Here is a 688-nt window from a genome sequence, read left to right as displayed (position 1 = left end):
CCTAGGCAGTCAGAGGCGAAGAAGGACGTGCTAATCTGCGAAAAGCGTGGGTGAGTTGATAAGAAGCGTTTAACCCACGATGTCCGAATGGGGAAACCCAGTAGATGAAGAATCTACTATCTTTAACTGAATCCATAGGTTAAAGAGGCGAACCGGGAGAACTGAAACATCTCAGTACCCCGAGGAAAAGAAATCAACCGAGATTCTGCAAGTAGCGGCGAGCGAAAGCGGAGGAGCCGTTAGTGATAGCACCAGAGCAAGAAGAACAGGCTGGGAAGCCTGACCGAAGAGGGTGATAGTCCCGTATTTAAAAGCCAGGGTGTGGTACTAAGCTAACAACAAGTAGGGCGGGACACGAGAAATCCTGTTTGAAGATGGGGGGACCATCCTCCAAGGCTAAATACTCCTGACTGACCGATAGTGAACCAGTACCGTGAGGGAAAGGCGAAAAGAACCCTGGTGAAGGGAGTGAAATAGAACCTGAAACCCTGTACGTACAAGCAGTGGGAGCCCTATCACTCAAGTGTATTGAGTGGGTAGAAAACCCAAAGTGCGGTTGACGTCGCGCAGCGACGGCCAACCCACAAAATCAAGCAGTAGCATTACCCCCAAGGGTTATGATAGTGCTGATGATGGTGCGATTTTACAGCGTAAAATCGCCAATCCGAAAGCAGTATGCTTGAGGATA

Annotated in this window: 1 rRNA gene; it reads left to right on the top strand. The window is 49.4% G+C overall.

The features are described 5' to 3' along the window. Positions 1–496 (top strand): 23S ribosomal RNA (locus tag HPC37_RS10810); the annotation flags it as partial. Positions 497–688: the final 192 nt, after the last annotated feature.

The organism is Spirabiliibacterium mucosae (assembly GCF_014884965.1).
GTDB lineage: Bacteria > Pseudomonadota > Gammaproteobacteria > Enterobacterales > Pasteurellaceae > Spirabiliibacterium > Spirabiliibacterium mucosae.
Note: the sequence above shows the minus strand (reverse complement) of the source record. Positions and strands in the feature narration are given on the sequence as shown.